This window comes from Paraburkholderia ginsengisoli NBRC 100965, from assembly GCF_000739735.1.
Taxonomy (GTDB): domain Bacteria; phylum Pseudomonadota; class Gammaproteobacteria; order Burkholderiales; family Burkholderiaceae; genus Paraburkholderia; species Paraburkholderia ginsengisoli.
This window is the reverse complement of record NZ_BBJF01000005.1, coordinates 465,840-487,394: the sequence shown is the minus strand read 5'-3', so window position 1 is coordinate 487,394 and position 21,555 is coordinate 465,840. Positions and strand designations below refer to the sequence as shown.

The 21,555-nt window shown below is 62.2% G+C and carries 15 protein-coding genes; 9 read left to right on the top strand and 6 right to left on the bottom strand.

Annotation, left to right across the window (positions count from 1 at the left end):
• Positions 1–11: 11 nt before the first annotated feature.
• Together BGI01S_RS11410 and BGI01S_RS11405 are read right to left on the bottom strand one after the other, a co-directional pair.
• The gene (locus BGI01S_RS11410) at positions 12–2,639 is read right to left on the bottom strand and encodes an AAA family ATPase (protein WP_042325338.1); all 2,628 of its coding nucleotides are present in this window, start codon (positions 2,637–2,639) and stop codon (positions 12–14) included.
• Positions 2,636–3,778: a metallophosphoesterase family protein gene (locus BGI01S_RS11405; RefSeq protein ID WP_042325336.1), complete on the bottom strand. Its 1,143-nt coding sequence runs from the start codon at positions 3,776–3,778 to the stop codon at positions 2,636–2,638. The genes BGI01S_RS11410 and BGI01S_RS11405 overlap by 4 nt, the downstream gene beginning before the upstream one ends.
• 288 nt (positions 3,779–4,066) lie before the next feature.
• On the opposite strand from BGI01S_RS11405, the gene BGI01S_RS11400 reads away from it, so the two are divergent.
• The 4 genes from BGI01S_RS11400 (at position 4,067) to BGI01S_RS11385 (ending at position 9,744) form a co-directional block, all read left to right on the top strand.
• Entirely contained in the window at positions 4,067–5,347 is a 1,281-nt protein-coding gene (locus BGI01S_RS11400; protein WP_042325333.1) for a DUF445 domain-containing protein, read from the top strand.
• Between the two features lie 153 nt (positions 5,348–5,500).
• Positions 5,501–7,450 carry an AI-2E family transporter gene (locus tag BGI01S_RS11395; protein ID WP_042325332.1) on the top strand — a complete coding sequence of 650 codons (1,950 nt, stop codon included), beginning with the start codon at positions 5,501–5,503 and terminating at the stop codon, positions 7,448–7,450.
• Between the two features lie 309 nt (positions 7,451–7,759).
• Complete coding sequence (locus BGI01S_RS11390; RefSeq protein ID WP_042325330.1) at positions 7,760–9,499, top strand: FAD-dependent oxidoreductase; 1,740 nt, start codon at positions 7,760–7,762, stop codon at positions 9,497–9,499.
• 20 nt (positions 9,500–9,519) lie between these two features.
• On the top strand, positions 9,520–9,744 hold the full coding sequence (locus tag BGI01S_RS11385) for a hypothetical protein (protein ID WP_042325328.1): 225 nt from the start codon (positions 9,520–9,522) through the stop codon (positions 9,742–9,744).
• A 254-nt stretch (positions 9,745–9,998) separates the two neighbouring features.
• Here the strand turns inward: BGI01S_RS11385 and BGI01S_RS11380 are convergent, their stop codons facing one another.
• Together BGI01S_RS11380 and BGI01S_RS11375 are read right to left on the bottom strand one after the other, a co-directional pair.
• Positions 9,999–10,382, bottom strand: a complete 384-nt coding sequence (locus BGI01S_RS11380; RefSeq protein ID WP_042325326.1) for a nuclear transport factor 2 family protein — start codon at positions 10,380–10,382, stop codon at positions 9,999–10,001.
• Positions 10,383–10,790: 408 nt separating this feature from the next.
• The gene (locus BGI01S_RS11375) at positions 10,791–12,347 is read right to left on the bottom strand and encodes a cellulase family glycosylhydrolase (protein WP_042325958.1); all 1,557 of its coding nucleotides are present in this window, start codon (positions 12,345–12,347) and stop codon (positions 10,791–10,793) included.
• A 908-nt stretch (positions 12,348–13,255) separates the two neighbouring features.
• Between BGI01S_RS11375 and BGI01S_RS11370 the strand changes: the two genes are divergently transcribed.
• Entirely contained in the window at positions 13,256–13,675 is a 420-nt protein-coding gene (locus BGI01S_RS11370; RefSeq protein WP_042325324.1) for an ester cyclase, read from the top strand.
• 292 nt (positions 13,676–13,967) lie between these two features.
• On the opposite strand, the gene BGI01S_RS29530 is transcribed toward BGI01S_RS11370, so the two are convergent.
• Entirely contained in the window at positions 13,968–14,156 is a 189-nt protein-coding gene (locus BGI01S_RS29530; RefSeq protein ID WP_084585338.1) for a hypothetical protein, read from the bottom strand.
• Positions 14,157–14,539: 383 nt separating this feature from the next.
• Between BGI01S_RS29530 and BGI01S_RS11365 the strand changes: the two genes are divergently transcribed.
• From BGI01S_RS11365 to BGI01S_RS11350, 4 genes are all read left to right on the top strand, one after another.
• The gene (locus BGI01S_RS11365) at positions 14,540–14,989 is read left to right on the top strand and encodes an ester cyclase (protein WP_042325322.1); all 450 of its coding nucleotides are present in this window, start codon (positions 14,540–14,542) and stop codon (positions 14,987–14,989) included.
• Positions 14,990–16,313: 1,324 nt separating this feature from the next.
• Complete coding sequence (locus tag BGI01S_RS11360; RefSeq protein ID WP_042325320.1) at positions 16,314–17,381, top strand: glycosyltransferase family 2 protein; 1,068 nt, start codon at positions 16,314–16,316, stop codon at positions 17,379–17,381.
• A 451-nt stretch (positions 17,382–17,832) separates the two neighbouring features.
• On the top strand, positions 17,833–19,452 hold the full coding sequence (locus tag BGI01S_RS11355) for a glycoside hydrolase family 43 protein (protein ID WP_042325318.1): 1,620 nt from the start codon (positions 17,833–17,835) through the stop codon (positions 19,450–19,452).
• A 310-nt stretch (positions 19,453–19,762) separates the two neighbouring features.
• A complete protein-coding gene (locus BGI01S_RS11350) occupies positions 19,763–21,067 on the top strand; it encodes an MFS transporter (protein WP_042325317.1) in 1,305 nt (434 codons plus the stop codon).
• A gap of 153 nt (positions 21,068–21,220) precedes the next feature.
• Here BGI01S_RS11350 and BGI01S_RS11345 read toward each other — a convergent pair whose 3' ends face one another.
• Positions 21,221–21,544, bottom strand: a complete 324-nt coding sequence (locus BGI01S_RS11345; RefSeq protein WP_232624402.1) for a RidA family protein — start codon at positions 21,542–21,544, stop codon at positions 21,221–21,223.
• Between the last annotated feature and the right edge of the window lie 11 nt (positions 21,545–21,555).

Here is a 21,555-nt window from a genome sequence, read left to right as displayed (position 1 = left end):
CGCGTCGGGCGCTAGGCCACCACCGCCTTCAGATCGTCGAGCGCCCGCTGCCTCACCCCCAGGTCGTCCCACAACTCCGGGTGACACGTGAACACCAGAATCTGGTGACGCGTCGCCGCATCGATCAACGCACGCTTCAACGCATCGCGCCGCGCGGCATCGGTATGCACGGCCGCGTCGTCGAGCATCAGCAACGTCGGCCTGCCTGACGCCTTCAGCAGGTCCGCATACGCGAGCCGGGTCAGAATGCCGAGCTGTTCGCGCGTGCCGAAGCTCAGCGCATCGAGCGTATCCGCGCGGCCGTAGCGATCCAGCGTCGCGGGACTCAGATCGTCGCCGAGCGCCATGCTCGACTGCGGGAAAATCCGCTTCAGATAGTGCCCGAGCCGCTCGGTCAACGGCGCGCGCAACTGCGCGAGCGCCGCATCGCGTTCGTCGACCAGCACTTCGTCGAGCAGACTCAACGCGCTCGCCCGCAACGCGAGTTCGTCCTTGCGGCGCGTGGCCTGCTCGACCCGCGCGTCGAGCGCGGCCAGCCGTTCGCCGAGCCCCGACGCGCCAACGGTCTCCAACTGGCTGCGCAATTGCGCGATCCGCACCTGCCGCTCGTGCTGCTCGTTGCGCGCAAGTTCCGCCGACGCGCGATAACGCTTTGCCTCCGCGGCCGGATCGTCGAGACGCGCCGCGTCGAGTTCGCGCTCGCGTCCCTCGCGCTGCTTCCGCAGCGCGTCGACCTGCACGCGCTGTTCGACGATTTTCGTCTGCCACTGCGCGCGATGGCGGCGATAGGCGTCGTCGTTCAACTGCGCTTCCTTGCGCTGCAACTGCGCGGCGAGCGATTCGGCGGTTGCGCTGCTGGTCGAGCGCTTTTCGGCGGCTTGCGCCAGCAATTTTCTCGCGGCCTCCAGCGCATCGCGTGCGATGTCCGCGTTGCGGCGCGCTTCGTCGAGCGGCAGCGCGGCGGACACATCGGGCAAGCCCGCGAGCCGTTCGTTCGACGCCTGCAAGCGCGCGGCCGCCGACGCCAGCGCCGCCCGCAACGCGTCAATGCCTTGCGGCGCATGCACGTCGAGGATCTTCGCCTGGCTTTTCTGCTGCGCGATCAGCGTCTTCCACTTGTCGTGACGCGCCTCGGCCTCGCCGAGCGATGCAACGCCCAGCGCCTGCAACAACTGCGCATGCCGCGCTTCGAGCGACGCGAGTTCGGCCAGTTGCGCGGACAGACCGGACACGCCCGGAATCACGCGCAATTCGCCGAGTTCGCCGAGGCCGATCAGCTTTTCGTCGTCGACGCGCAGCACGCCATCACCCGTGATCGGCGCGCCGTCGACGCTCAGCGCGCCGTTCAGCCGATATTCGATGCGCGTCATCGCCGCTTCGGTACGGGCGCGCAACACGGTCAGCTCGCCGTCGAGCGCGGCGAGGCGCTTCAGCTTCGCCTCGTCGATTTCGACCGCCGCCGCGTCGCGCGCGGCTTCGAGCACGGCGTCATTCGCCTTGCCGGCAGCGGCGATCGCCGCGTCGAGCCGCTCGCTCTCGGTGCGGTAAAAGCCGATCTGGTTGCGCAAGTCGGCGGCGGTCACGGCGGCGTTCGCCAGTTCGAGCGCGCGGTTCGCATCGAGCGCGGCCTGCTCGAATTGCGCGACGCCGCCCGATGCTTGCGCATGCGCGGTCTGCGCGGCGGCGACGTCGGCGCGCGCCGCGTCGAGTTGCTGGCGCTCGCGCGCGATCGCCGCTTCGAGTTCGGCCGCGGCCTGCTCGTGTTGCAGCGACAGCGCCAGCTCCGCTTCGCTCACCTGCAACGACTGCGCGAGCCCCTGCAGACTGCGTTCGAGTTCCGCGGCGGCATCGGCGCGCTGCTGCGCGAGCACGGCCTTCTGCTCGTGAAGCTCCCACGGACGCTTGCGCTGCGTGTCGTCGAACGCTTCCTGCTGCGACGCGAGCCGCGCGATGTTTTCCTCGAACTGTTGACGCTGCTGCTCCAACTCGTCGCGCTCGGCGATCAACGCGGCCAAGGTCGTTTCGGCCTCGGCGAGCGGCCCGGTCGACTTCTGCGTGCGCGCCGTCAGCAGTTGCCGCAACTCGCGCTGCACGGCGGCGATCAACGCATCCTCGCCGGCCGACTCGTTGCCGCCCGACAGTTGCGACAGCGCATCGCGCAGATACTGCGCCGCGTGCCCCGTCGAATCGCGCACTTCCTGCGTGCCGCCTTGCTGCACCCACAAGAGTCCCGGCACGCCCGCGTTCTCGGCCTTCAACGGCCCGCGGGCGGCGCGCGAAAATCCGAGCAGCGCCGCGAGCTTGTCCTCGGCTTCGTCCTCGCCGTACACGGCCTGGCCGATCTTCAGCTCGCAGCGCTGACGCGTGACGAACTGCTTCGACAGCCGGCACTGCACACCGTCCAGCTCGAAGCTCACCTCGACCGACGGCTGTCCGCTCGCCTTGCCCCAAGGCAACAGGTCCTTCAGATGCGAAGCCTTGTAGCGTTCGAGAAACACCGCGCGCACCGCTTCGGCGACCGTGCTTTTGCCGGCCTCGTTCGGCCCGGTGAACAGATTGAGCCCCGGCTGCAGATCGTCGATGACGAGTCGCCCGCCGAACTGCTTGAACTCCTGGATCGCGATACTTTGCAGCTTCATGCGGACCTCGCTTCGCGCGGCACTTCACGTTGAAAACGCGCCAACAGTAACAACGCCTCGGCCGCGCGCCTGATTTGCTGCGGGTCGCTTTGCGGGTCTTCCTGCAAGCCGCGCAAACGCGCCACCACTTTCGCGAGATAGCCGCTTTGCGCGCCGAGTTCGGCGAGGTCGTCGGCGGTGGGCAGCACTTGCAGGCCGCTCAGATCGACCCGCAGCGCCCGCACGCGTGCGCGGGTTTCCTCGACTGCGACGTGCAGCGCTTGCGCATCGGCCAGCGCGGCGGTGCCGTCGACGCTTACGCGCAGCACGTCGTGGTTGCCCAATGCGGCGAGCCGCGCCTTGAGCGCGTCCACATCGGTCGGCACCGCGATCGTTTCATCCCAGCGATGCCAGCGATACTGACCGACCCGCACCGCCTCGACTTGCGGCATCGCACCCGGCTCGGCGAGCGTGACGTCCAGCATGAAGCCCGGTTCGTTCGCGCGGAAGCGGTCCTGCTCGTGCGTGCCCGCGTACCACGTGCGTTCGTCGACGCGCAGATGACCGTGCCAGTCGCCGAGCGCGAGATAGTCGAGCCGTGCACTGACCGCACGTGTCGGCGCGATCGGATTCGACGAGTCGATGCCTTCCTGCAGAATCCCGCTGACGCTGCCGTGCGCGAGCCCGATGCGGTGATAGCCCGACGGCGTTTCCGTGGTGTCGAAGAAGCCGGTGGTGTCGTCGTAGGTAATGCGTTGCGTGAGCGGCGCGCACAACAACGCGGCGCGGCACGCTTCGAGCAGCACCACGCCGGGTTCGAGCACGAGCCGCACGTTCGGCGCGATGCAGTTCAGCCGCTGCGCGCGAGTCCACACGCTCTCGACGAGCGCCGCGTCGTGATTGCCCGGCAACATGATCCACGGCCCGGAGAACGCCTGCAACGCGGCGAACAGGCGCCGGATCACCGTGTCCGAGACGGTCTGCAGATCGAACACGTCGCCGGCGACCAGCACCGCGTCGACGTTACGCGCGGCGGCTTCGTCGGCGATGCGGCGCACGGTGTCGAAGCGCGCCTGCGCGAGATGTGCCGCCTCATCCGGCTCGAACTGGCCGAATTGCGTGCCGATCTGCCAGTCCGCGGTATGCAGAAACCTGATCACTGTGCCTCCATTGCGTTCATTCCGTTCCATTGCCGGCTGCGCGCCCCGGCGCGCGCCTCGCAGTCTAACCGCAGATGTTACCGCGCGGACGCGGCAATGCGTGCTGCTCATGCGTGCAGCTCATGCATGTCACTCATGCGCGGCGCACCACGCGCCCGGCGGCGCTACACTCGCGGTTGCCGAACGCGCGCCTTGAGGACCTGAGGTGCCTGAAGTGCCTTATATGCCTGATGCGCCTTGAGCGCGCCGCATCGTTTCAATCGAACCGGACCCGCCGCCCTGCCGCCGATGAACAAGACACTCGAACTGAAGAAGGCCAAGCGCACGCCGTTGTTGCTGCTGCTCGCGGCCGCCTGCGTTTTCGTCGTCACCGCTTTCATGCCGCGCGGCCTCTGGGTCGACGGCATCAAGGCGGTCGCGGAGGCCGCGATGGTCGGCGCGCTCGCCGACTGGTTCGCGGTAGCCGCGCTGTTTCGCCGGGTGCCGATCCCGCTCGTCTCCGCGCACACCGCGATCATTCCGAAGAACAAGCACAAGATCGCCGACAACCTCGCGGTGTTCGTGCAGGACAAATTCCTCGACGTGCCGTCGCTGGTCGGTCTGATCCAGAAGCACGACCCGGCGCGCAGCATCACCGCCTGGCTGAGCGAGCCGGCCAACACCGCGCGGCTCGGCGACTACGTCGTCCGACTGACCGGCGGCATTCTCGATCTGACCGACGACGTGCGCATCCAGGTCTTCATCAAGGACGCGCTGCGCGACGTGCTTGCGAAGGTGGACCTGTCGCAATCGCTCGGCGCGATTCTCGACACCCTCACGCGCGACGGCCGTCATCAGGAGCTGCTCGATGCCGGCATTCATCAGGTGGTGGCGCTGCTGCGCGAGCCGCAGGCGCGCGAATTCATCGCCGAGCGCATCGTCGAGTGGGTGAAGAGCGAGTATCCGAAGATGGAGAAGATCCTGCCCTCCGCGTGGCTCGGCGAGAAAGGCGCCGAAGCGATCGCCGGCGCGGTGAACCGGATGCTCGAACAGATCAGCGAGAACCCTGCGCATCAGCTGCGTCAGAAGTTCGACGAAGCCGCCCAGAAGCTGATCGACAAACTCAAGACCGATCCGGCGTTTCTACAAAAGGGCGAGGAGCTCAAGCGCTATCTGGTGGAAGGCGACGCGTTCAGCGCGTATGTGAAGGACATGTGGGGCGAATTGCGCGCGTGGCTCAAGCGCGACCTGCAGAGCGGCGACTCGGCGTTGCACGCGCGTGTGATGGCGATGGGCCAATGGGTGGGCCGCGAACTCGCGCACGATCCGGCGCTGCGTCAATCGCTGAACGATCACCTCGAAGACGCGGCGCGCAGCCTGGCGCCGGACTTCGCGCAATTCCTCACGCGGCACATCAGCGATACCGTGAAGAACTGGGACTCGCGCGACATGTCCCGGCAGATCGAGCTGAACATCGGCAAGGACCTGCAATACATCCGCATCAATGGAACGATCGTCGGAGGCTTCATCGGCCTGCTGCTCTACGCAAGCTCACGACTGTTCGAGCTGCTGCGCTTACACATCGGCTAGAGAATCGGCTCGCGGCCCGCCAAAACGCCTACAATTCGGGCATGTGTCTTGCTGAAGCGCTTTGCCGCTGCGATGCGACGCGCGTGCTCACGCTCTGCGCACGCTCTCGCGGGCCTCAAAAAAGACAGCGCTTCTCAATCGGAAAGTCTGTTCATGAAAATATCGCTCCCGCCCACTGGGCGGCCGAACCGCGTCTACCCCCCGGGCACGCCAAGTCTGCACGGTCTCGCGTCCGTGATTACCGGCGTCGTCGTGGTGTGCGCGCTGTACTTCGGCCGCGCGGTCCTGATCCCGATCACGCTGTCGGTGCTGCTGAGCTTCCTGCTCGCGCCGCTCGTGCAGACGCTGCGGCGGCTGCACATGGGACAACTGCCGTCGATCTTCATCGCCGTGCTGTTCGCTCTCGCTTCGTTACTCGCGGTCGGCGCGTTGATCGGCGCGCAACTCGTTCAATTGGCTGGCGACCTGCCGCAGTATCAGGAAGCGATCGAGCAGAAGATCGAAACGGTGCAGCAGAAAACGGTCGGCCGCGCGGACTCGCTGATGAGCCGCGCCGCCGCGACGCTGCAGCGGGTCGCGCCGTCCAAGCCGAACCCGCCGCGTCCGACCGGGCGCGCCGCGCGCAACGCGCCCGCCGTACCGCAACCGGTCGAGGTGCACGAGCCGTCACCCACGCCGATGCAGCTCGCGCAGCGCGCGTTGTCGCCGGCCATCGCGCCGATCGAGACCACCTTCATCGTGCTGGTGGTGACGATCTTCATTCTGCTGCAGCGCGAGGACCTGCGCGACCGCCTGATCAGTCTGTTCGGCTCGCGCGATCTGCACCGCACCACCACCGCGATCAACGACGCGGCCGTGCGGCTGAGCCGTTACTTCGTCGCGCAACTGGGCGTGAATCTCAGTGCGGGCGGCGTCATCGCGATCGGGCTCGCGATCATCGGCGTACCGGGCGCGCTGCTGTTCGGCGTGATCGCCGCGTTGCTGCGCTTCGTGCCGTATATCGGCATCTGGATCGCGGCGATTCTCGCGTTCTTCCTCGCTGCCGCGATCCAGCCGCAATGGACGATGGCCGTCTATACGCTGATTCTTTTCATCGTCGTCGACGTGGTGGCCGGGCAAATTGCCGAGCCGCTGCTGTACGGTCATCGCTCGGGTCTGTCGCCGCTCGCGGTGGTGGTCGCGGCGATCTTCTGGAGCTGGCTGTGGGGGCCGATCGGCCTCGTGCTGTCGACGCCGCTCACGTTGTGCGTCGTCACGCTCGGGCGCTACGCCGACCGTCTGAACTTCCTGACGGTGCTGCTCGGCGACCAGCCCGCGCTCACGCCCGCACAGACTTTCTATCAGCGGCTGCTCGCCGACGATCCGCACGAGGCGATCGTGCAGGCCGAGCGTCTGCTGCGCGAGATGTCGCTGATCGACTACTACGACAAGGTCGCGCTCGAGGGCCTGAAGCTCGCGCGCAACGATGCGATGCGCGGCGTGCTGATGCCGGACCAGTTGCAGCGGGTCAACGAGGCGCTGGTCGACATCGTCGAGAACCTCGAAATCGCGGACGGTCTGCCCGACCGCCTGTCGCGCACCGAAACCGCCGATAGCGCCGCCGCGTTGCTGGCGTCGGCGTCGGCGGATCTGTCGCCACGTCATGACAACCCCGTGTCGGCGCGCCCGCAGGAGACCTCCGAGCTCGAACGGACGTCGGTGCTGTGCGTCCCCGGACGCGGCGCGTTCGACGAAGTGACGACCGCAATCGTCGTGCAACTGCTCGGCCGCCAGGGCTTCGCGCCGATGATGGCCACGCACTCGGGATACCGCAGCGCGCGCGCCGACGAACCGAGCTTCAAGGACGCGCCGATCATCTGCATCGTCTCGCTCGACGCGCCGGAGTCGCCGCCGTATCTGCGCAATATGTTGCGGCGCACGCGCGAATGGCGACCGCGCGCGACGCTGGTGGTGGGTGTCGGCGGCGTGGCGGAGAATGGTGTGGAGTTGGGCGCGACCGGCGCGTCGCATGCATCGCCGACCTTTCGCGCGATGATCGAGGAATGCCTGGCGGCGTTGGGCACGCATGTGCGGCACGCTTCGCAGGTGGCAGGGGCCGAGTGATCGCTTGCGGCCAGGTGGAGTAAGCGCGCGAGTGCATAGGCTCGCGGGCGTACGGACCAATGAATGAACGAAGCCGCGGGGTGCGTGAGTGCCTCGCGGCTTTTTCATCGCGCGGGGTTTTCGTCGTGCCGGTTCGCCGCGCAGCAATGCGGTCGACCGCTCTCCCCTTGTACCCAAAATGAGGACAGCGGCGCGCGCGCCCTCCTGCATACTTCATCACCGATTCGCACCGCCTTTGCAGAGCTAACCAGCCGTGGCGGGCAATCGCACGACATTGAATACCGGCAATCAGCCTGGAAGGAGACACGCATGACCCGCCCCTTCACGCCCTACCCGTTTTCGCCTCGCCACTATCCAGGCGAAGTGCCCCCGCTCGTCGACGGACGCGACCCCGTGACGAGACCCGTGGCGATCGTCGGCGGCGGGCCGGTCGGCATGACGCTGGCCCTCGCGCTCGCGCGCCAGGGTGTGCGCTCGGTGCTGATCGAAGCCGACGACAGCGTCTGCACCGGCAGCCGCGCGATCTGCATCTCGCGGCGCAGCCTGGAGATCTTCAAGCGGCTTGGCGTCGTCGACGGCTTCCTGCAAAAAGGCTTGCCGTGGACCGGCGGCCGCAGCTTCTACCGCGACGCCGAAGTGTTCCGCTTCGCAATGCACCAGGACGACGAGCAGTCGTTGCCGCCGATGATCAACATCGCGCAATATCAGATCGAACAGTTCCTGCTCGACGAAGTGGAACGGCATGCCGACCTGATCGAGGTGCGCTGGCAAACCCGCGTGACCGGCATCGAGCAGCGCCCCGAAGGCGGCGCCATGCTCACGCTTCGCACGGCCGGCTCCGACGATAGCGCGTGGCGAATGCGCGCCGATTGGGTGGTCGCGTGCGACGGCGGGCGCAGCACGATTCGCGATGCGCTCGGCCTCAAGCTCACCGGCACGACGTACGAAGGCCGCTACGTGATCGTCGATATCGAACTGGACAGCGCGCGCGCCACCGAACGGCTCGCTTACTTCGACCCACCGTCCAATCCGGGTTCGACGGTGCTCGTGCACAAGCAGCCGGATAACGTGTGGCGCATCGACTACCAGTTGCGCGACGACGAAGACCCGGACGCTGCCGTGAAGCCGGAGAACGTGATGCCGCGCGTGCAAAGCGTGCTCGACTCGATGGGCGAAACGGGCGCGTGGTCGCCGATCTGGATCACCGTCTACAAGGCCAACGCGCTGACGCTCGAACGCTATCGACACGGCTCGGTGCTGTTCGCCGGCGACGCTGCGCACCTGGTGCCGATCTTCGGCGTGCGCGGTGCCAACTCCGGTATCGACGACGCGGACAATCTCGGCTGGAAACTCGGCTGCGTGGTCAACGGCATTGCGTCGCCGGGTCTGCTCGACAGCTATAGCGACGAGCGCGTATTCGCGGCGCGCGAGAATCTCAGCTATGGGATGAAGAGCACTGAGTTCATGGCGCCGCCGTCGTTCGCATTCGATCTGATGCGCACCGCCGTGCTCGGACTCGCGGAGAAACACGCGGCGGTGCGTCCGCTGATCAATCCACGGCAGACGCATGCGATCGCGTATGTGAAATCGCCGCTGGGTGAGGCTGTGGGCCGTGCGGTGGGCAACGCCGATGACGACGCGTTCAGCCGGGGCCCTGCTCCCGGCACGGTGCTACCCGAATGCCGGCTGCGCGAACCCGCCGGCGACGGCACGAGCAAGGCGATCCATCTGACCGATCTGCTCGCACCGGGCTTCACCGCGCTGCGTTTCGGCGCGGACCTGGCGCAAGACGACGCGTGGCGGCAACTGCAAAGGACACTGGACCAACAACGCATTCCGTTCAGAGCGATCACGCTGGTCAGCGGTGATGCGTCGGGCGCAAGCACTGCTCCGTGTGTCGTAGACCCAGGCGGCCATCTGCACGGCATGCTCGACGCGAAACCCGGCACCGTCTATCTGATCCGCCCCGATGGTCACGTGCTTGCGCGTTGGTGCAATGGCAGCGCGGCGGCCACCCAGCGCGCGTTGAACGCGGCGTTGACGATCTAACGAAGCAGGAGCCCACTACCATGACCGATAGCGATCTCGATCTCGTCTACACGACGCTCTGCAAGACCCTCACGAACGAAGGCGAAACGCAGACTCCACTTTATCTCGCGCGCCTCGTGTTGCTGTGCATGACCGAACTCGACGACCCGCAGCGCGCGTTGTCGCTGATCGAAGCGGCGCGGCTACCGGCGGCGTCCGAGGTGGCTATTGCATTGACTGCCAGAGAACCGAATTCGTTGGACTAACGTCCAGAGCGGCCATACAGATGGGCGACAAAGTATGCGCAGTGCGCTTTGAGCAGAGCCCGACCGACCCGCCACTCGTTCTAGGTGATGGCCAGTACTGTCATAGTCCACTGTTGGCCTTTGAAGCGTCGATCATTGACGCGTTCTGATTCGACACGCATTCCAAACGTTTTGCAGACCCTTCTCGCCGCCTTGTTCTCCGACGTTCCCGCAAGGATTCGCTGAACTGCGAATTATCTGGCCGCCATCCGTTGTCACGCGATCTTCTGAACCCATTGACTCCGCCAACCCGGCGCTTCAAAGGGATCCGAAAAGTACTGTGTTTCGTGAACGACCTTGCCGTTGCAGAATTCCATAATGCTCACCGTGTAAGCCGGTCGCCCGTTATAGGTGATGGAGTATTCCGTAATCCATAGATTACCTTCTCCTTGAATTCGCCTGACATCGAAACCTGCTGGCTTGCCCGGATGATGACTCCGCAGTGCCTGCAAATTCATTCGCCCAAGGATTCGCTCACCTGACTGGGGATAGTCACAGATGGCATCGTCATCGTAAATATCGTGTTCTGCATCGAGATCGCCGGCCGCCGACGCTTGCCAGTGCGCATTCAGCGCTTCACGTATTTTCTCTTCCTGCATGGGGTGCCTCCGGATACCGTGTACGTTCATCGATTGCGTGCGTCGTGGAATAAACCCGGGGCATCTACTCTCGCGGCAGGAACACTCGTCGAGCACCTGCCTGGTGGAGTCCCGAAGTCGTCAAGACGGGCATGGCGATGGTTGTCAGCCCTACGCGACGTACCCCCCTATCCGCGATACAAATTTGCTTCTCATCTTGGCGCCGTCTGGTGCCCAAGCCCGCAGATGCGAATTCGGCTCGTCCGCCGCAATCCGGCTTCGCGAAGGCACTCTGACGGTTTGCTCCCGGCCAAATAGCCGTCGTGAACGTTTGGCCTACGGGCGTGATGCGGTTTAGGCGTGCGCTGCTGGAATCTGTAGTGCAACGCTCGGCCGAAACCGATCAACATGAATGACCCATCGCGGCAGCTACTTGCCCTGCGCGTTGAACCAGCCCGGACCTATCGGTGCGTATCCGCCTGTACCGGCAGCGGCAGCCGCTGCAATCGCACCGAAATTAGGCCATGTCGGATAGTACTGACTCGACGTCGCCTGAGCAGTACCCGCGATCTTCGCCGCACCCGGGTTGCCCGTCGAGCCGGTCGTCAAACCCAGCGTCACGATGCCGAAGTACGGTTCGTAGACGTTCGTGCTACCCGGCAAGGAAAATGCCTGATCCGAATAGGCGTACGCGTACACCGGACCGTACGCACCCTTCGCCTGCTGCCCGACCCAGGCCATCAGCGCGCTGTATTCGCGCGCCTGGTTAGCCTGTGTGTAGTACGGAGCATCAGCCAGGGTCTGGAAATTGGCGTTCGCGTACGTGGAGGGGTCGCCGCCTAAATAACCCGTGTAATTTGTCGCGCCATCCGAACCCGTGGTCGGCACACCGAACTCGGTAAGGACGATCGCCTTCGCTCCGTCGCCGTGCGCATTCATCTGGTCACGCAGGCTCGTGCCTGTGTAGCTCACGAATGTATTTCCTCCGTCATCTGCCGGCCAACCATACGATGGCGACGAAAAGGTATGCCACATCATGTTGAACGCATTCGAGTATTGCGGGAACGCCGAGTTGAGCGTCGAGCTCGGGCACTGATCGGGCGCCGACTGCCAGTCGTCGGCATAACAGTAGGGATGGTGGGCAAGGGCATCGAAATAGCCTTTGGCACCGTCCGAATACATCACTGCCAACCAGTCGCGCGGGTCCCACTGCGTAGGCGCCGGGTAGCTGGAGTTGGTCGAATTGACGAGGCCCGCGATGCCATTCGACGGCAGAGCGCCGGTCGTGTTATTCGGCCACGTCGTACAGCCTGAACTACCGCCCGCATACACATAGGCGCCTGGATTTGCCTGCTTGATAGCCGGATAGACGCTTTTCAGGATCGTCGTGTAGAGAGCGGGATCGTGAGGCATGAAATCAATGCCGCAGTTGGGCTCGTTCCAGATCTCCCATGCGTCGACCTGACCGCCGTAACTATCGCTGCTGTAATGCTGGGCAGCGGCCCGCGCAAAGTTGGTATAGAGAGTGGGATCCGGCGCGCACAGCCAGAATGGAACCCCGTTTGTTTGCTGATAGCTGCTGGAACACTCTGAACTGGCTGCCCACGGAGGAGTCAGCAAAATCAGGCCCAGCACCCTTAATCCGTTATTGCGGGCGGCACGGATGATCGTGTCCGCCACTCCCCAGGTCAGTCCGCTGCTTGCGCCGGGATTAGGATCGCTGGCATTGATCGTCGTTTGCGACGGCTGGGTTTGCGCCCAGTTGATGCCGATCCGGACCCAGTGGGACTTCGTCGCCGCCAGGCCTGCCATGTAGTTGTTGATTGCCTGCGTCGGGTCGTTGGGATTCTGGTTGATGATGTCGCCGATTTCGCTGCCCAGGTTGATGCCGGGCACCGGTGTATTGGTCTGGCCGATCGCAGCCTGGCAGCCGAACAGCGCCATGATCAGCAAACTCCAGCCAAACCTGGATCTAGCTGAATTCAGTTGATTGAGCCGGAGCTTTTCCGTGAGAGACCGCATCTGACCGAACAGGAATTTCATTGCATCTCCAATCACTATGCCTTCCGCGTTTATCTCTTTCCAAGGTCAATCTTTTCGCGGGGTGAAATTTCATGGTAGTTTTTATGTGGCGCGTGAAAAATGTCATTAAGCTTCTCGCTTTCCGCCGATTCTCTTTCAATCGAACTCCAGATCGCCAGGTGAGATTTATTGAGTTGCGATACGCCGTTTCAGGAATAGCACCTGATTGCACCGCTTCTGCGAGGCGTGCGACATTGTCAAGATCGTTGGCGCCATGACTGCTGTGTAGCACCAGGCGGGCGGTCGTCCATAGTCAATCGCTGTCTTGATTCTGCAATACAACGCGACCAGACACGCCCTAATTCCCTCTGCGGCGCCACTTTCAGCACGGTCGTATCTTTGGAAGTCGGTGAGCCGGCCGCTTCCGCCGGCTCGTCTGATCGCTATCTGTGCACCCATCGCAACTCTTGGTCGCGAAGTCGCGAAACCTCATGCAGTCTGGTCGGACGGCGCCTGGCTGGCTCGAGCAGTTAGACAAACGATGGGATAAATCATAGGAGACGGGTCAGAATAGCAGCGTGCGAGATTGTCCACTATGTGTGGGCGCGCACATACGGACATCAACAGTTGCTCGGCTCATCGATTACGGTGGCACACGCTTCGCTACACTGAGCAGCCCGAGGTGGTCCGCCGAAGCATCCCCAATTCAGCCCTCGGCCCCGCGTAGCCTTAACGACGATTCGGCTTTAACGGACACTATTTTGAAAGGTGTTTGCCCAGTCCCGGGGCAGTTTCCGTTAGCCTTACGCAGCGTTTTTTCCTGTGAATGCCGTCACGTTTAGCGCCCAACCTACTGCCAGGAGAGCCGCCCCATGGATGAAATCAGTGGTGTCGTTCGCGGATTTATCGACGAGGTTCTGAATCAGGGGCGTATTGACGCTACTGACAGGTTCTTCTGGGAGGACATGGTCGAGCAGGTCCCGTTCCCTGGTCAGGGCCCCGGTGTCGAAGGCCTCAAGGAAGTTCTGCGGGGCATGCGCGCAGCGTTTCCGGATATGCATTGGCGCATTGAGGAGCAACTTTCCGATGCAGACCGGGTGCTGACCCGTTTCGAATGGACGGGCACGCACAATGGAGAGTTTCTAGGCGTGCCCGCCACCGGGCGTGCTGTGCGCGTCTGGGGTATGGTCATCGATCGCGTTCAGGAGGGCAGGATCAAGGAGAGCCGAATCATCATGGACACGCTCGGGCTGATGGTGCAACTCGGTGTGGCGGAGCCGCCGGGCCAGTAAGGTCGTCGACGCGCTTGACCTTCCCTCGCAGTGGCCTACGTCCGCAACAGTATCATGCCGTGCCATCGCTGCACTTCCCTGCAATATGCGAAGCCGTTCGTTAGGACGACGGTGTAATCGACGCGGTCCGTCCGTTGTCCGTGCGCAGTCGCCGATCAAATGTCTGCGTGAATGCGTGGGCATCGTCCGCGGCTGGGCGTACTGAGACCGACGCGACTGAGTCGCTCGGGACTCGTGACCTGCTGTCCGCTCCAACGGAAACCCGAGACGTTCGCCGACGCCTCATCGTACGTCACTCCTTCACAGGACCATTGGAGACGGCGCCTCCGACCTGGGAAAGTGACTCTGTTTCGACAGGTTCGATGATGGCAGCGAGACCGGTCTCTGATCGCGCATAGCGTTCAAATAAGGCTAGAAGTTCAGGGCGCAGTCCATCGCCGCGTTGGGCTGCAAGCGCGTGAAACGAGAGAAATGGCAACATGGTTGACTCCTTTCAATGAAGGACAGGCGAGCGCTACGCCGATGACGGAATTGGCGCTCCGGGCGCCCGTAAGATGCACGCGTTTCGAGCGCACTGCCCTTCGTCCGCCGGCCTCGGTTACCGTGCGATCGCATGGACAGGTTATGGCAGCAGGTTGGCACAGGCACCCCGATTCTTGCTGTCTATTTCACGTCGCTCCGCCTCCTCGCGCCATCGCTTACGAACCGACGCGCGTAGTGACGTCGCAAACACAAGATGCGTGTCGATTTATTGACTATTGCAGCAAGAAACGGGGGGCGGCTGACTGCTGGCGCCAATATTGTTCAGCCAGAGGGAGGCGATTGCGTTTCCCTTTTTCAACCACAGTCAATGAGGAATTCACCATGTCCAGGGAAAATGACAACAAGGCCGTCGTGGGCCGCTGGTTTACTGATTTCTGGGGCAAGACATGCAACCTCGATGTCGTCGACGAACTGGCTGCTCCTGACATGCTTCTTCAATACTCGCTGCACGAGGCGCGCCGTGGCCGCGAGGACATCAAGGCGTTCATGACTGATTTCCGCCGAGCGTTTCCGGATCTCAACTTTTGGGGCGCCGCTGATCTCATCGCCGAGGGGGACTATGTAGTCGGCCGCTGGGAGGGTGGAGGCACACACTCCGGTCCGGCATTCAGCGATTTCCTGATTGGATCGTTGCCGGCCGCGACCGGACGGAAAATGCGCTTCACTGGCACGACCGTGCTACGGCTCAATGGTGGCAAGATCGTCGAAGAGATCGGGTTGGACGACGGCGTGACGGCGCTGCAACAACTTGGACTCCTCAAGGCAGCTTGATCGAACGCACAGCGCTTCCGCAGTTTTTCAGCAACGCTGTGCGTGTCTGACGCCACGATGGGCCGGGAGCACACCGGCCCATCGTGGCGTTATCCGTCCACTGGGCGACCGGCTTGAACCACTCGACAGCGGCCGCTCGGTCGCAGACGATAGGCGACCGAAACTGGCCGCGTCAAGCGGATCATAGAGCAACATATCTCCGACCGGCAGCGAGCCCCGCCCCGGTCCTTAGATGCTCCCGGAAGGAGGCATTGGAATCCGCCGTATCGATGTTTTCCCGCTTAGCGTGCTCGGCCCGGGAGGCAAGCCGCTATCTGCAGTCACGCATGCAACGTCGTTCGAGGCCTCATTCGGGGGCGCATTGCGCTGAGAGATCGGGAAGGAAAAAGAGCCACTTCAGCTGTGTCTTCGCTGCCTTGTGTCTCGGAACCTCACTGGCACACGCGCCGGCTTTCAATTTATTGAGGTTCCAGGCAATGGATCAATTCAGCCTCTCAAAGTAGCCATCTCCGTCCACATCACAGAGGTGGATACATGGTTCTGCGGTCTAGCGCACAAAAGACAGATCTCTGAACTCATTCCTGATCCACCCATTCAACGCGGCAGTGATCGCTAGCATTGCGCCCTAGCCCAGCCCACCTGAAGTAATGAATAGATAAGCGCGGACATTCAACCAACGGCGTGGCGTATTGCCAGTGAACAATGCGCCAAATGGTAGCCTCCGCCGCCTCAAGTTGGTTCGCTCCTGCACGCGTTATGTGCAAATGTAACTTTTTTGTAGCCGATTCGAAAACTTTATATTTCCAAAAATTTCCTGGGGCCTAATTCACTGGCCTGTAGCGTATGCTGCGACCAGCGTGCGCGAGCGTGCGGACGGTGCCCGACGGTGCGTCACTCATGCAGCCGCAGTGCCTCTGTGTGAATCCCGCGCGCGAAATGAACAACGAGCGGCACTAATGAGTACGCAGATGTTTCTCTGTCGCTATGGAAAGTAAGTGCAATTCGCTCGGATTACTGCGGGTGTGGTCATCGATAGCGGTCGACTGGCTCGGTCAGCGCGCGTCGGACCTTACCTGTCGTGAACGTCCATCGCTTTTTAGCGCGATCTAAAGCTCACAAAAAAGTACTCGGCCAGCGCGTCGAAAAACGCGTCGCTCGCCCAAGCCATAACGTTTCAGTTTTCGACAAACCTCTTCGCTGCTGTACCGGAAGAGCGGGTGCATGCGGCTCTCTCAAGAACGTTGCGACCTGCTTCTAAAGTATTAATTCCCGCGCCCGACGGTCGTCCAACGATGGCGCTTCATCAAGCAAGCACCACCCCGGTATGTCGATCGATACGCACACCCCACGTTACGAAGCCCCACTCCTGACTATCGTTGTAGCGGCCTACAACGTCGAAGGCTACATTGAAGAGGCGCTCGCGTCAGTACTTGGGCAACCCTATGGGGAAGCGATCCGGCTGGTCGTAGTCGACGATGGCTCCACTGATGACACCTACGCCGCCGTGCAGGCTGCAATGAAGCGCGATGGGCGCAAGCACGTGGAATTGATCCGGCAAGAAAACGCGGGCGTGAGCGCTGCGCGCAACAGAGGCCTCGCTGCGGTCAATACCCCGTACGTCGGATTCCTGGATGGCGATGACATTTATCTCGCCGGATTCTCAACGGCGGTTGTTCCGAAGTTAGCCGATCTTGCGTGGGACATCATCGAATACAACGTGACTATTATTGACGACGACGGACGGCGACTGGAAGACATCGAGGTCGTTCCTGCGGGCAGCGAGGGCGGGACGCGCATGGACGATGCCGGGCGCAGACAGTTCGTCGATCTCTTCCATACATTCGTATGGGCGCGTGTGTTCCGGACGTCGTTATTCGGCATTGCGTCGTTCCCCGTGGCGAGGCATTACGAAGACATGGCAGTGATGCCGTCGATTTATATGCGAGCGCATAGCGTGTTTCGCATTAGCTCGCCGCTGCTCGGCTATCGACGCCGCTTTGGCAGTATTACGCAACAGGCGTCGTTACGTGACATCAAAGATCTGCGCACGAACGGACTCGAAGCGCTCGCGCACTGCAGGCACGGCGAGGCTGCCGACTTCTGGCTTCGTGTGTTCAACAAAAATTTCGAGCGTGCATGCCATGTGGGCGCCCGCGTAGACAGTGGCTCCTTTCGCGAGGCCCTGGATACCCTCTTTGCAATGGCTGCCGATCGTCGCAAGGCTTGTTCTGACCAGGCACGGGCGACTCGACGGCACAACGCGGAGCTCGGCCGTTTGCACCTTAAAGTCGGTATGGACAGATTGGTCTATCTGATCAAACGTATGGTGAAGAAGGCGTTGCGCCGCAGGCTCGATCGCCAGGCTCGACCGCGCCGCCACTCGATCAACTAGAGTCCGGCGGCGGCGCCCGGGTGCTTTCCTGATTGAACGGATCGACTTGCTTCGCCGCGGCAAGCAGCGTTCCCTCGGACTTCGGTGCGGCTTGGTGCACCGACGCACGTATTCAAATTGTTCGCGAACCAGAGCTGACTTGTGACCCGTCCAGCCGCCCTTGGCGACCGTCCGTTCATGACAGTCACTCCCTTACGCCTGGAGCCTATCGCGGCCCACAACGTCCTTCACGCTCCACCCTGCTCGCGAACTCCCCCCGGAACTCGACCACCGCAAGCGAGGGAATACCCTCCCATCATCTCACTTGAACGACCGCAAAGTCGTGTGCTAAATTCGGATTGTTACCGGTAACCATGCCCGGCAATCAAAGGTCCCATCCGTCTTCCGGTCAATGAAGATGGGCCGAGGCGATCGGACCGCACTCCCCGAACACCCCGAATCTCCCTCTCTGATGAGCATTATTCAAAACCCTGTTCTGCGCGGCTTCAATCCAGACCCCTGTGTATGTCGCGGTAAAGACGCGTGGTACATCGCCGTATCGACGTTCGAATGGTATCCGGGCGTTCTTATTTACGAATCGAAAGACTTCGTTAACTGGGAGCTCAAGGCCACGCCACTGGACCGCCTTTCGCAACTGAACCTCATTGGAGAACAACCTTCGGGCGGCATCTGGGCGCCAGCCTTGTCGTATCACGACGGCCTCTACTGGCTCGTCTACACCGACACGAAGGCATGGAAAGGCGAACAGAAGATTTCGCCGCTGCGCGACATGCACAACTATCTCGTGACGGCCCCTGACATTACCGGCCCGTGGTCGGAGCCAGTGCATCTCGTATCCGGCGGATACGACCCGTCGCTGTTCCACGACGAAACAGGCAGGAAGTGGCTGGCGTACATTCGCCGCGATTTCAGGGGTATCCACGCCGACCTTTTCGCGGGCATCATTCTGCGCGAGTACTCGGTAGAGGAGCAAAGGCTGATCGGCGAAGAGCGTGTCATCTATAAAGGCGCGAATCTGAAGACCGATTACTTCATGAAGTGCCAGATCTACGAAGCTCCGCATTTGATGAAGAAGGGAGACTGGTACTACCTCATCACTGCGGAAGGCGGGACGGGCTATACGCATGCGACCTGCGTGTCCAGGTCGCGCGATATTTTTGGGCCCTACGAGTTTCATCCAGAAACGCCTATGCTGACCTCACGCGACGCAAGCGGACGGATCCAGCGGACCGGCCATGGCAATCTGGTCGAAGGTCCGCGCGGCCAATGGTATATGACGTACCTCGGTTCCCGGCCGATCGGCGCGCAAACGAAGCGCTCACCGCTAGGCCGCGAGACCTGTCTTGCGGCCATTGAATGGCGCAACGACTGGCCTTGTCTCAGCGGGCCGGGTGTGACTCCATCGGAGTCCTTCACGGTCGATTCCGACGTCGAGCAGAACCTCGATAGCAGCTGGCACGTCGATTTCAGCCACTGCCCTACGCTGCCTCTGGAGCTGCAAAGTCTGCGAGCGCCGAAGAGCGACACCTGGTGCAATCTGAACGAGCGCCCGGGCTACCTGCGCATACGTGGCCAGGAGTCGCCGACGTCGCGCTTTCATCAAAGCCTGTTGGCGTGCCGCGTGCGCGACTGGCAATTCGAAGTCGAAACGACGCTGGAGTTCTCGCCCAGTTCGTATCTGCACATGGCCGGACTGATGGCGCGGTACGACGAGAGCACGTTCTACTACCTGTTCATCACCCGCGACGACGACGGCACGAAAATCCTCTCCTACATGGAGATGGACGCGGGCAGTTTCGCCTATGACAATCGGCTCGCCGTCCTGCCGGAAGACTGCGAGACCGGCTTGCGGGTGCGCGTGGAGGACACGAAACTGCGTTTCTCCTATCGCTCGGACGGCGGCGCCTGGACAGAGGTCGGCCTGGAAAAAGATTTCACCAAGCTGAGCGACGAATATGCGACTCCCATTGGTTTCACGGGAGCGTTCGTGGGGATCACGGTCAACGACATGCTCGGCTTCCGTGAGCCGGCTGACTTTAGACTTTTCTCGTATCGCCAGTTGCCCGGCTAGGGCTTCAATCCTCACAAGTCAGTAATGAACCGTGAACCTCGCATCGGCGGCTTCGTGTCGATCTGCGAGGCCACATTTCAGGGACGACCGCGCGGGCAACTCATAGCAAGGCGTCCACGAACTCTCCATTGCCTGCCGCTGTCCGCTCGTGCGCTACTGCCGTGCCGGGCGGCATCTGCGCAGTGCGTCCGTGCCTGTTCATCTCACCGGAGCCTTCGCACCATCACCGTTTGTCCGCGGGCCGTGGAAGGCTTCGTTATTTTTTCAGCGATCACGCATTAGCGTTCAAAAAAGCAATCAAGGAGACGAAGTGAAACACAAGATCATCGGTCTGAGATGGTGGATCATCGGAACCATCATGCTCGCTTCATGCCTGAATTTCCTGACCCGAAGCACGCTTGCGGTCACCGCTCCAACGCTCACCACGCAGTTGCATTTAACCGCGCAGCAATACTCGTATGTGCTGAGCGCTTTTACTGTCACGAACGCGCTACAGCCAATCACCGGTTATGTCATCGATGTCATTGGGCTGAAGGCGGGCTTTGCGCTGTTCTGCTTCGCGTGGTCGGTCATCACCATGTCTCATGGTCTGGTCCACTCCTGGCAGGGCCTGGCGCTGGCGCGAGGGCTTCTGGGATTGCCCGAGGGGGCGGTCCATCCTGCGGGCATGAAGGCCACGTCGCATTGGTTCCCCGCGAAGGAACGGGGTCTCGCGGGCGGCATCTACAACATTGGTGCGTCGTTGGGTTCGATGCTCGCGCCGCCGCTCGTCGTCTGGGCAACGCTGTTCTACAACTGGCAGTTCGCCTTCGTGTTCACGGGTGGACTCGGCTTCATATGGCTGGCCCTCTGGCTATGGCTCTATGACTCGCCAGAGAAGCACCGCGCCATTTCCTCTCGCGAGAAGGAATACATCCTTTCCGGCCAGGAAAAGCATTTGCAGGCGAGCGCCGCGCGACCGTCCATCTCCTCGATCATCGGCCAACGCAATTTCTGGGGCATCGCCTTGCCGCGATTTCTCGCTGATCCGACGTGGATCACGCTCAGCTTCTGGTTGCCGCTCTATCTGAGTACCGTGCGACATATGGATCTGAAGCAGATTGCTTTGTTTGCATGGCTACCGTTCCTCGCAGCGGATATCGGCAGCGTGTTTGGCGGTGCGCTCGTCGGAGCACTGCTTAAATATACCCGGCTGAGTGTGGTCAATGCCCGACGATGCGTCTTTACCTTCGGTGCCGTGATGATGTTGCCCGTGCCCCTCGTGGGATTTGTTGAACACCCGCTGACAGCGATCGCGCTGCTATGTTTGGGCGGCTTCGCTCACCAGACGTTATCGGTGACGGTTATCACCATGTCAAGCGACCTGTTTCGCAAAAACGAGGTTGCAACTGTGACGGGTTGTGTGGGGACCGTCAGCGCCATTGGTCAATTCTGCTTTACCTTGGTCGTTGGAGCAGTGGTCAGTCAGGTTGGCTACAAGCCGATCTTCATTCTTCTGGCCGCATTTGATCTGCTTGGCGCGGCTGTGCTGTGGACGTTTGTTCGCGTCAAGCTAGATGAAATAATTGCTCCAGCGCACGTGTCGGAGACTTCGACGGCGCTCCTGGAGCAGTAAGCGTAGTCGACCGGTGAGAGCCTGGCGTAGCAACCATTCCGTTGCAGTGCGGGTTCATGGAGAGCGGCTATATAGATGAGCTTGACGAGGGCGATCCGGCGCTAACCTTTGGGAAGCTCGCGAGCGCGTCGTCGCAAAGAGATCGCCAGTAATTCATGAGGCCGCCGCTGTCACACTGAACTCGACAAGCAACTCCGGCAGTCCCAACCTCGCCTGAACAGTGCAGCGCGCAGGCAAGTGCTCCGGATCTACCCAGTCCTGCCAGACGACGTTCATACGATCGAACAGCGCCATATCCTTCAGGTAGATCGTTACAGACAGCAGGTGTCGCCTGCTGCTGCCCGCCTGCTCAAGCAAGGTATCGATGCGCCCGAGCGCTTCGGTGGCCTGCTCCTCGATGGTGTGCGCATGCGGCGCGCCAGACGACGTCTGTCCCGCGAGAAAGAGAAGATTGCCTGCGCGCACCATCTTGCTCATGCGTGCATTAC

Bases quoted from the DNA above. Each gene is read 5' to 3' on its own strand.
- BGI01S_RS11410 (WP_042325338.1), bottom strand. From the start codon at position 2,639: ATGAAGCTGCAAAGTATCGCGATCCAGGAGTTCAAGCAGTTCGGCGGG.
- BGI01S_RS11400 (WP_042325333.1), top strand. From the start codon at position 4,067: ATGAACAAGACACTCGAACTGAAGAAGGCCAAGCGCACGCCGTTGTTG.
- BGI01S_RS11395 (WP_042325332.1), top strand. From the start codon at position 5,501: ATGAAAATATCGCTCCCGCCCACTGGGCGGCCGAACCGCGTCTACCCC.
- BGI01S_RS11390 (WP_042325330.1), top strand. From the start codon at position 7,760: ATGACCCGCCCCTTCACGCCCTACCCGTTTTCGCCTCGCCACTATCCA.
- BGI01S_RS11385 (WP_042325328.1), top strand. From the start codon at position 9,520: ATGACCGATAGCGATCTCGATCTCGTCTACACGACGCTCTGCAAGACC.
- BGI01S_RS11380 (WP_042325326.1), bottom strand. From the start codon at position 10,382: ATGCAGGAAGAGAAAATACGTGAAGCGCTGAATGCGCACTGGCAAGCG.
- BGI01S_RS11370 (WP_042325324.1), top strand. From the start codon at position 13,256: ATGGATGAAATCAGTGGTGTCGTTCGCGGATTTATCGACGAGGTTCTG.
- BGI01S_RS29530 (WP_084585338.1), bottom strand. From the start codon at position 14,156: ATGTTGCCATTTCTCTCGTTTCACGCGCTTGCAGCCCAACGCGGCGAT.
- BGI01S_RS11365 (WP_042325322.1), top strand. From the start codon at position 14,540: ATGTCCAGGGAAAATGACAACAAGGCCGTCGTGGGCCGCTGGTTTACT.
- BGI01S_RS11360 (WP_042325320.1), top strand. From the start codon at position 16,314: ATGTCGATCGATACGCACACCCCACGTTACGAAGCCCCACTCCTGACT.
- BGI01S_RS11355 (WP_042325318.1), top strand. From the start codon at position 17,833: ATGAGCATTATTCAAAACCCTGTTCTGCGCGGCTTCAATCCAGACCCC.
- BGI01S_RS11345 (WP_232624402.1), bottom strand. From the start codon at position 21,544: ATGAGCAAGATGGTGCGCGCAGGCAATCTTCTCTTTCTCGCGGGACAG.